This window comes from Kosakonia sp. 1610, from assembly GCF_050435845.1.
In the GTDB taxonomy this organism is placed as follows: Bacteria; Pseudomonadota; Gammaproteobacteria; order Enterobacterales; family Enterobacteriaceae; genus Kosakonia; species Kosakonia cowanii.
On the sequence record NZ_JBNDKZ010000018.1, the window covers coordinates 21392 to 29851 of the forward strand.

At 57.0% G+C, this 8460-nt stretch carries 9 protein-coding genes; 6 read left to right on the forward strand and 3 right to left on the reverse strand.

Annotated elements, in window-relative coordinates:
• Nucleotides 1-38: 38 nt before the first annotated feature.
• Nucleotides 39-542, reverse strand: a complete 504-nt coding sequence (locus ABIC80_RS23875; RefSeq protein WP_042716095.1) for an Rsd/AlgQ family anti-sigma factor — start codon at nucleotides 540-542, stop codon at nucleotides 39-41.
• 79 nt (nucleotides 543-621) lie between these two features.
• Between ABIC80_RS23875 and nudC the strand changes: the two genes are divergently transcribed.
• The 6 genes from nudC (at nucleotide 622) to ABIC80_RS23905 (ending at nucleotide 4977) form a co-directional block, all read left to right on the forward strand.
• Nucleotides 622-1395, forward strand: a complete 774-nt coding sequence (gene nudC / locus ABIC80_RS23880) for an NAD(+) diphosphatase (protein WP_128483874.1) — start codon at nucleotides 622-624, stop codon at nucleotides 1393-1395.
• Nucleotides 1396-1434: 39 nt separating this feature from the next.
• Nucleotides 1435-2499, forward strand: coding sequence for a uroporphyrinogen decarboxylase (gene hemE, locus ABIC80_RS23885; RefSeq protein ID WP_429178804.1), 1065 nt, complete (start codon nucleotides 1435-1437; stop codon nucleotides 2497-2499).
• A 9-nt stretch (nucleotides 2500-2508) separates the two neighbouring features.
• Complete coding sequence (gene nfi, locus ABIC80_RS23890; protein ID WP_034812663.1) at nucleotides 2509-3189, forward strand: deoxyribonuclease V; 681 nt, start codon at nucleotides 2509-2511, stop codon at nucleotides 3187-3189.
• A gap of 33 nt (nucleotides 3190-3222) precedes the next feature.
• A complete protein-coding gene (locus ABIC80_RS23895; RefSeq protein WP_023479398.1) occupies nucleotides 3223-3813 on the forward strand; it encodes a YjaG family protein in 591 nt (196 codons plus the stop codon).
• Between the two features lie 186 nt (nucleotides 3814-3999).
• Nucleotides 4000-4272 (forward strand): nucleoid-associated protein HU-alpha, encoded by a 273-nt coding sequence (gene hupA, locus ABIC80_RS23900; protein ID WP_002884342.1) that lies wholly within the window; start codon nucleotides 4000-4002, stop codon nucleotides 4270-4272.
• A gap of 6 nt (nucleotides 4273-4278) precedes the next feature.
• Nucleotides 4279-4977: a DUF1481 domain-containing protein gene (locus ABIC80_RS23905; RefSeq protein WP_429178805.1), complete on the forward strand. Its 699-nt coding sequence runs from the start codon at nucleotides 4279-4281 to the stop codon at nucleotides 4975-4977.
• Between the two features lie 219 nt (nucleotides 4978-5196).
• Here the strand turns inward: ABIC80_RS23905 and purD are convergent, their stop codons facing one another.
• Together purD and purH are read right to left on the reverse strand one after the other, a co-directional pair.
• A complete protein-coding gene (gene purD, locus ABIC80_RS23910) occupies nucleotides 5197-6492 on the reverse strand; it encodes a phosphoribosylamine--glycine ligase (RefSeq protein WP_289747276.1) in 1296 nt (431 codons plus the stop codon).
• Between the two features lie 15 nt (nucleotides 6493-6507).
• Complete coding sequence (gene purH / locus ABIC80_RS23915; RefSeq protein WP_429178807.1) at nucleotides 6508-8097, reverse strand: bifunctional phosphoribosylaminoimidazolecarboxamide formyltransferase/IMP cyclohydrolase; 1590 nt, start codon at nucleotides 8095-8097, stop codon at nucleotides 6508-6510.
• Between the last annotated feature and the right edge of the window lie 363 nt (nucleotides 8098-8460).

The following is an 8460-nucleotide window of genomic DNA, read 5'->3' on the forward strand; positions in this document are numbered from 1 at the left end:
GGGACTGTTTTTTAAACTACGCGTTATTGGTTAAGAACTCAAGCCGGGCGCGCCATCCCGGTTTCATCATTGGCGCTTTCGCTGAGGTGGTTATCGAACGCCAGCGTGATCAGCTGATCTTCCAGCGTAAAACGCGCCGCCAGCGCTTCACCGATGTCTGAGAGGGACTGCTGGAACTCCATGCAGTTGTCATCATCGATAGACTGTTCGAGGCTGGAATCATAATGTTTCATGATTTCAACGGTATTGGCTTCAAGCTGCGGGTAGAGCTGAGTCGCCGCTAAAAGTGGGCTGGCGCCTTCCATTTCATTGATGATGCGTTCATAAATAGTGAAATGACCGGCGGAAAGGTATTCAACCAGGTTATGGCAAAAATCATCCAGCGCTTTTTCGTTAAGCTGCATGTACGACCCTTTGCCCGGCTTGATCCCCACCAGGTTGTAATAGGAGATGAGAAGCTGCTTACGTTCGTTGAGCCAGAAATCGATAAGCTTGTTACTTCCCCCCAGTCGTTCTGTCAGGCTTTCTAACTGGTTCAGCATAAATGACTCCGCAAAATGTAAGATTAAAAATGATGTAATAATAATGTTAATAACATGCCAGTGAAGCTAAGGTCGCGCAATGGTACAAACTCTTGAAGCTCATCACCGTGGCTGGTGGATAGTCAGCCATGAACAAAAATTATGGTTGCCCGCTGGAGAATTACCACATGGAGAGGCAGGAAATTTCGATCTTGTGGGTCAACCCGCGCAAATTATCGGCGAATGGCAGGGAGAGAGCGTCTGGCTTGTTCGCCAACAGCGCTCCAGCGAGATGGGATCGGTACGTTTACTTATCGATCAGGATACCGCGCTGTTCCAGTTAGCCGGGCGCGGCGTGCAGCTGGCCGAGTTTTACCGGTCGCATCAGTTTTGTGGCTACTGTGGGCACACCATGCACCCCAGCAAAACCGAGTGGGCGATGCTCTGCGACCACTGCCGGGAACGCTACTATCCACAAATTGCCCCCTGCATTATTGTCGCTATTCGCCGCGATGACAGCCTGCTACTTGCCCAGCATACGCGTCATCGTAATGGCGTGTATACCGTGCTGGCCGGATTTGTTGAAGTCGGCGAGACGCTGGAGCAGGCGGTAGCGCGCGAGGTGATGGAGGAGAGCGGGATTAAAATCAAGAACCTGCGTTATGTCACCTCCCAGCCGTGGCCCTTCCCGCAATCATTAATGACGGCGTTTATGGCCGAGTATGAGAGCGGTGAGATCGTCATTGATACCAAAGAGCTGATCGATGCCGGCTGGTATCGCTATGACGACCTGCCGCTGCTCCCGCCGCCGGGTACCGTCGCGCGCCGCCTGATCGAGGATACCGTGGCGATGTGTCGGGCAGAGAGCGAATAAGGTGTATATACTGGCGGCCTGACGCTTGAGGAACTGACAATGACCGAACTGAAAAACGATCGTTACCTGCGCGCGCTTCAGCGCCAGCCAGTAGATATGACGCCGGTATGGATGATGCGCCAGGCAGGCCGCTATTTGCCGGAATATAAGGCGACCCGTGCGCAAGCCGGCGACTTTATGTCGCTGTGCCGCAATGCGGAGCTGGCCTGTGAAGTAACGATGCAGCCGCTGCGCCGCTACAAGCTGGATGCGGCGATCCTCTTCTCCGATATCCTGACGGTGCCGGATGCGATGGGGCTGGGGCTCTATTTCGAAGCCGGTGAAGGGCCGCGTTTTAGCCATCCCATCACCTGCAAAGCGGACGTGGACAAGCTGCCCGTACCGGACCCGGAAGATGAGCTGGGTTACGTGATGAACGCCGTGCGCACTATCCGCCGTGAGCTGAAAGGCGAAGTGCCGCTGATTGGTTTCTCCGGCAGCCCGTGGACGCTGGCGACCTACATGGTTGAAGGCGGCAGCAGCAAAGCGTTCACTAAAATCAAAAAGATGATGTACGCCGAGCCGCTGGTGCTGCATGCACTGCTGGATAAGCTGGCGCAAAGCGTCACCTCCTATCTCAACGCGCAGATCCGCGCTGGCGCACAGTCGGTAATGATTTTCGACACCTGGGGCGGCGTGCTGACCGGGCGCGACTACCAGCAGTTCTCGCTTTACTACATGCATAAAATCGTCGATGGCTTGCTGCGTGAAAACGAGGGGCGTCGCGTGCCGGTGACCCTGTTTACCAAAGGCGGCGGCCAGTGGCTGGAAGCGATGGCGGCGACCGGCTGCGATGCGCTCGGCCTCGACTGGACCACCGATATTGGCGATGCGCGCCGTCGCGTTGGCGACAAAGTGGCGCTGCAGGGCAACATGGATCCCTCCATGCTTTATGCGCCGCCTGCACGCATTGAGGAAGAAGTGTCTACAATTCTCTCTGGCTTTGGCAAAGGCGAAGGCCATGTATTTAACCTCGGTCACGGCATCCACCAGGATGTCCCACCGGAACATGCAGGAGTCTTTGTCGAGGCGGTTCACCGTCTGTCGGCCCCCTGGCATCAATAAGGAGTGAATATGGATCTCGCGTCGCTACGCGCACAACAACTTGAACTGGCCTCTTCCGTGATCCGCGAGGATCGTCTTGATAAAGATCCGCCGACGTTGATCGGCGGGGCGGATGTCGGTTTCGAGCAGGGTGGCGAAGTGACGCGGGCGGCAATGGTGCTGCTCACCTGGCCTTCGCTTGAGCTGGTTGAGTATCAGGTGGCGCGTATCGCCACCACCATGCCCTATATTCCCGGCTTCCTCTCATTTCGTGAGTATCCCGCGCTGCTGGCGGCGTGGGAGATGCTGTCGCAAAAACCCGATTTACTTTTTGTCGACGGGCATGGGATCTCCCATCCGCGCCGCCTTGGCGTTGCCAGCCATTTTGGCCTGCTGGTGGATGTGCCGACCATCGGCGTGGCGAAAAAACGGCTGTGCGGCAAGTTCGAACCGCTGGCCGATGAGCCCGGTGCGCTGTCGCCGCTGATGGATAAAGGCGAACAGCTGGCGTGGGTATGGCGCAGTAAAGCGCGCTGTAATCCGCTTTTTGTCGCTACCGGCCATCGCGTCAGCCAGGATACTGCGCTGGCGTGGGTGCAGCGCTGCATGAAGGGCTACCGCTTGCCGGAGCCGACGCGCTGGGCAGACGCTGTGGCATCGGGTCGCCCCGCCTTTGCGCGATGGCAGGCAATTCAGCGCGATATCGGGTAAACTGCGGCGCATTACCGTTTTTGAGAAGCGATCATGTTACAAAACCCGATTCATCTGCGACTGGAAAAGCAGGAAAGCTGGCAGCACGTTGTTTTCATGGCCTGTCTGTGCGAGCGCATGTACCCCAACTATGCGCTGTTCTGCCGCCAGACCGGCTTTGGCGATGCGCAGCTCTATCGCCGTATCCTTGACCTGGTGTGGGAAACAGAGACCGTCAAAGATGCGAAGGTCAATTTCGACAGCCAGCTTGAGAAGCTGGAAGAGGGGATCCCCGCCGCAGAGGATTACGATCTCTACGGTGTCTACCCGGCGATTGACGCCTGTGTAGCGCTGAGCGAGTTGATTCATTCGCGTCTGAGCGGTGAAACGCTGGAACACGCCATTGAGGTCAGCAAGACCTCGATCACCACCGTCGCGATGCTGGAAATGACGCAGCAGGGCCGCGAAATGACCGATGAAGAGCTGGGTCTCAACCCCGCTGTAGAGCAGGAATGGGACATTCAGTGGGAGATTTTCCGCCTTTTGGCCGCCTGCGAAGAGCGCGACATTGACCTGATCAAAGGCTTGCGCGCGGACCTGCGCGAGGCTGGCGAGAGTAATATCGGTATAAATTTGCAGCAATGAGACAATAAAACGTGATTTAAGGCCTGTTTTGTCGCGCCTGAAGGCTTCCCTTCTGACCCCCGTCTGGTCTACATTTGGGGGGCGAAAAAAAGTGGCTATCGGTGCGTGTATGCAGGAGAGTGCTTTTGAGGCATTTCCGTCGCACTCGATGCTTAGCAAGCGATAAACACATTGAAAGGATAACTTATGAACAAGACTCAACTGATTGATGTAATTGCAGACAAGGCTGATCTGTCTAAAGCGCAAGCGAAAGCTGCACTGGAATCCACCCTGGCTGCCATTACTGAGTCTCTGAAAGAAGGCGATGCGGTACAACTGGTTGGTTTCGGCACTTTCAAAGTGAACCACCGCGCTGAGCGTACTGGCCGCAACCCGCAGACCGGTAAAGAAATCAAAATCGCCGCAGCTAACGTGCCGGCATTTGTTTCTGGCAAAGCACTGAAAGACGCTGTTAAGTAAGACAGCATGGCAGTGAACAGTTTTGTCGAAGGGGCGGTAACGCCCCTTTTGTCATACTGGCGTCGCCCGCTTTTGCTGGTCGGCGCACTGCTGCTTGCCGCCTGTAGCCACGATTCGTCATTGCCGCCCTTTACCGCCAGCGGTTTCGCCGGCGATCAGGGCGCAATACGTATCTGGCGTAAAGATTCAGGCGGTGAGACCCACCTGCTCTCCGCATTTAGCCCGTGGCACCGCGGAAACACCTCTTTAGCTGAGTATCGCTGGCAAGGCGATGCGCTAACCCTTATCGAACTCAATATCTACGCCAACCCGCCTGAGCATATTCGCGTGCGTTTTGACGATCGCGGCGAGTTGAGCTTTATGCAGCGCGAAGTGAACGGCCAGAAGCAGCAGCTCTCCAGCGACCAGATTGCGCTTTATCGCTACCGCGCTGAACAGATCCGCCAGACCAGCGATGCGCTGCGTCAGGGACGGGTTGTGTTGCGTCAGGGGCGCTGGCAGGCAAATAACACGGTGCAGACCTGCGAAGGGCAGACCGTGAAGCCAGAGCTTGATACGTGGGCGTTAAACCATATTGCGCAGCGCCAGAGGCGTTCATCGCTGGCGGTGAGCGTGGCGTGGCTGGAAGCGCCGGAAGGGGCACAGCTGTTGCTGGTGGCGAATGAGGATTTCTGTCACTGGCAGCCGACAGAGAAGAATTTTTAGCGTTGGTGCCATCGGTGTGTTGCCCGATGGCGGCGATGCCTTATCGGGCCTACGAAAAGCGCTTTCACGACAGTGAGGTGTGTTCCGTAGGCCGGGTAAGCGAATCACCACCCGGCAATACCCACGGCACGGTTTTGTAGGCCGGATAAGCGTAGCGCCACCCGGCAATTACACCTGAAGGCCGGGTAAGCAAAATCCCACCCGGCCGTGGATCGCGTGCTACTTGCTGCCCTGTTCGCGGGCAATCGCGCGGTAACCAATATCGCTGCGGCTAAAGCTGCCATCCCAGTGGATATCGGTCATCAGCGCATAAGCGCGCTGCTGCGCTTCGGCAACGGTGTCACCAAGCGCAGTCACGCACAGCACACGTCCGCCGTTGGTCAGCACCCGATCGTCGTCAGCAAGCGTGGTACCGGCGTGGAACACTTTCCCGTCCGCAACCTCTTCCAACGGCAGGCCGTGGATCTGATCTCCATTGCGATAGTTGCCCGGATAGCCTCCGGCAGCCATCACCACACCAAGCGACGCGCGCGCATCCCATTTCGAGACTTTCTCATCCAGCTTGCCGTCACAGGCTGCCAGGCAGAGCTCTACCAGGTCCGACTGCAGGCGCAACATAATCGGCTGCGTCTCCGGGTCGCCAAAGCGGCAGTTGAACTCGATCACCTTCGGGTTGCCCTGCTTATCGATCATCAGCCCGGCATAGAGGAAACCGGTGTAGGTATTTCCTTCTGCCGCCATGCCGCGCACGGTTGGCCAGATAACCTGGTCCATCGCCCGCTGGTGGACTTCATCGGTCACCACCGGCGCCGGGGAGTACGCGCCCATACCGCCGGTATTCGGGCCGGTATCGCCGTCGCCGACGCGTTTGTGATCCTGGCTGGTTGCCATCGGCAGCACATGCTCGCCGTCGACCATCACAATAAAGCTCGCCTCTTCGCCGTCGAGAAACTCCTCAATCACAATGCGGTGGCCCGCATCGCCAAAGGCATTACCGGCCAGCATATCGTTGACTGCCGCTTCCGCCTCTTCCAGCGTCATGGCGACAATCACCCCTTTACCGGCTGCCAGACCGTCCGCTTTGATGACAATCGGCGCGCCTTTCTCGCGCAGGTAAGCCAGCGCTGGCTCTACCTCGGTAAAGTTCTGGTACTCCGCCGTCGGAATATTGTGGCGGGCGAGGAAATCTTTGGTGAAGGCTTTGGAGCCCTCCAGCTGTGCCGCGCCTTGGGTCGGGCCAAAAATTTTCAGCCCCTGCGCGCGAAAGGCATCAACCACGCCAATCACCAGCGGCGCTTCCGGGCCGACGATGGTCAGATCGATCTTCTCGCTCTGGGCGAAATTAACCAGCGCCGGGATGTCCGTCGCGCTAATCGCCACGTTTTGCAGCGTCGGCTCCAGCGCTGTGCCTGCGTTACCCGGTGCGACAAAGACAGTTTCAACCCGTTTAGACTGGGCCGCTTTCCAGGCCAGCGCGTGTTCGCGCCCGCCGTTACCAATCACTAATACTTTCATTCTCTGCTCCGTGGATTAATGGCGGAAGTGACGCATGTCGGTAAAGATCATCGCGATGCCGTGCTCGTCGGCGGCGGCAATCACTTCGTCATCGCGGATAGAACCGCCCGGCTGGATAACGCAGCTCACGCCGACAGCGGCGGCGGCATCAATACCATCACGGAACGGGAAGAAGGCGTCAGAGGCCATTGCGGAACCTTTCACTTCCAGCCCTTCGTCTGCGGCTTTGATACCGGCGATCTTCGCAGAATAAACGCGGCTCATCTGGCCTGCGCCAATACCGATGGTCATGTTCTCTTTGGCATAGACAATGGCGTTGGATTTAACGAACTTCGCTACTTTCCAGCAGAACAGCGCATCGCGCAGCTCCTGCTCGGTCGGCTGGCGCTTGCTGACCACACGCAGCTCATTGGTGGTTACCATGCCCAGGTCGCGATCCTGAACCAGCAGGCCGCCATTAACGCGTTTGAAATCGAGGCCCGGTACGCGCGCTGCCCACTGGCCGCAGACCAGTACGCGGACGTTCTGTTTGGCGGCGGTAATGCTCAACGCTTCCTGAGTGGCAGAAGGGGCGATAATCACTTCCACAAACTGGCGGGAGATAATGGCCTGCGCCGTTTCAGCATCCAGCTCGCGGTTGAAAGCGATAATGCCGCCGAACGCTGAGGTTGGGTCGGTTTTATAAGCGCGATCGTAAGCATCAAGAATCGAGCCACCGACGGCGACACCGCACGGGTTGGCGTGTTTCACAATCACGCAGGCGGGTTCATCAAACTCTTTCACGCACTCCAGCGCCGCGTCGGTATCGGCGATGTTGTTATAGGAGAGCGCTTTGCCCTGCAGCTGCTGCGCGGTGGCAACGGAAGCCTCTTTGATCTCTTCTTCTATATAGAAGGCAGCATGCTGGTGGCTGTTTTCACCGTAGCGCATATCCTGCTTCTTAATAAAGTTGAGGTTCAGCGTGCGCGGGAAGCGGCCGGCTGGCTCTTTGCTCTCGCCATGATAAGCGGGCACCAGGCTGCCGAAGTAGTTGGCGATCATGCTGTCGTAAGCGGCGGTGTGCTCAAAGGCTTTGATCGCGAGGTCGAAACGGGTTTCCAGCGTCAACGAGCCGTCGTTGGCATCCATTTCATTAATGATGGTGGTGTAGTCGCTGCTCTTAACCACGATGGCGACATCTTTATGGTTCTTCGCGGCGGAGCGCACCATGGTCGGGCCGCCGATATCGATATTCTCAACGGCGTCTTCCAGCGAGCACCCTTCACGGGCAACGGTCTGGGCGAAGGGGTAGAGGTTAACCACCACCATATCGATTGGGGCGATGGCGTGCTGCGCCATGATGTCATCATCCTGGCCGCGACGGCCGAGAATGCCGCCGTGCACTTTCGGGTGCAGGGTTTTTACGCGTCCATCCATCATTTCCGGGAAACCGGTGTAGTCGGAGACTTCGGTGACCGGCAGGCCTTTATCTGCCAGCAGGCGAGCGGTTCCGCCGGTAGAGAGCAGTTCGACGCCACGCTGGGAGAGCGCCTGGGCGAATTCGACGATACCGGCCTTATCAGAAACACTGAGCAGGGCGCGGCGGACTGGACGAGGTTGTTGCATGGTAAATCCCCTGGATTTGACTTTAACAGAGAGCGTTAGCTGAATTTTCGCTTCTTTATTATGGGAAGATTCAGCTAACACCCCAGGCAGGGCGGATTAATTTTGCGCGGGCATTGTAACGAAAACGTTTGCGCAACGCTCGGGAATTTTTCCACTTTTGGCGCTTTGTGGATAACTCTGTGTGTAAATGCGTATAAGGGCGGCTTTTGCTGTGGAATGCAGCAGTCAGTCATTTTTATGTCATTTTTCTATTGCGGGGTGCGGAGAACTCCCTATAATGCGCCTCCATCGACACGGCGCTAAGCAAACAACAGCTTGCAGCGACGTTAAGTCGGAAGAGAAAAAATCCTGAAATTCAGGGTT

Coding starts and splice junctions, on each gene's coding strand:
- hemE (WP_429178804.1), top strand. CDS start 1,435: ATGACCGAACTGAAAAACGATCGTTACCTGCGCGCGCTTCAGCGCCAG.
- nudC (WP_128483874.1), top strand. CDS start 622: ATGGTACAAACTCTTGAAGCTCATCACCGTGGCTGGTGGATAGTCAGC.
- ABIC80_RS23875 (WP_042716095.1), bottom strand. CDS start 542: ATGCTGAACCAGTTAGAAAGCCTGACAGAACGACTGGGGGGAAGTAAC.
- ABIC80_RS23905 (WP_429178805.1), top strand. CDS start 4,279: ATGGCAGTGAACAGTTTTGTCGAAGGGGCGGTAACGCCCCTTTTGTCA.
- ABIC80_RS23895 (WP_023479398.1), top strand. CDS start 3,223: ATGTTACAAAACCCGATTCATCTGCGACTGGAAAAGCAGGAAAGCTGG.
- purH (WP_429178807.1), bottom strand. CDS start 8,097: ATGCAACAACCTCGTCCAGTCCGCCGCGCCCTGCTCAGTGTTTCTGAT.
- purD (WP_289747276.1), bottom strand. CDS start 6,492: ATGAAAGTATTAGTGATTGGTAACGGCGGGCGCGAACACGCGCTGGCC.
- hupA (WP_002884342.1), top strand. CDS start 4,000: ATGAACAAGACTCAACTGATTGATGTAATTGCAGACAAGGCTGATCTG.
- nfi (WP_034812663.1), top strand. CDS start 2,509: ATGGATCTCGCGTCGCTACGCGCACAACAACTTGAACTGGCCTCTTCC.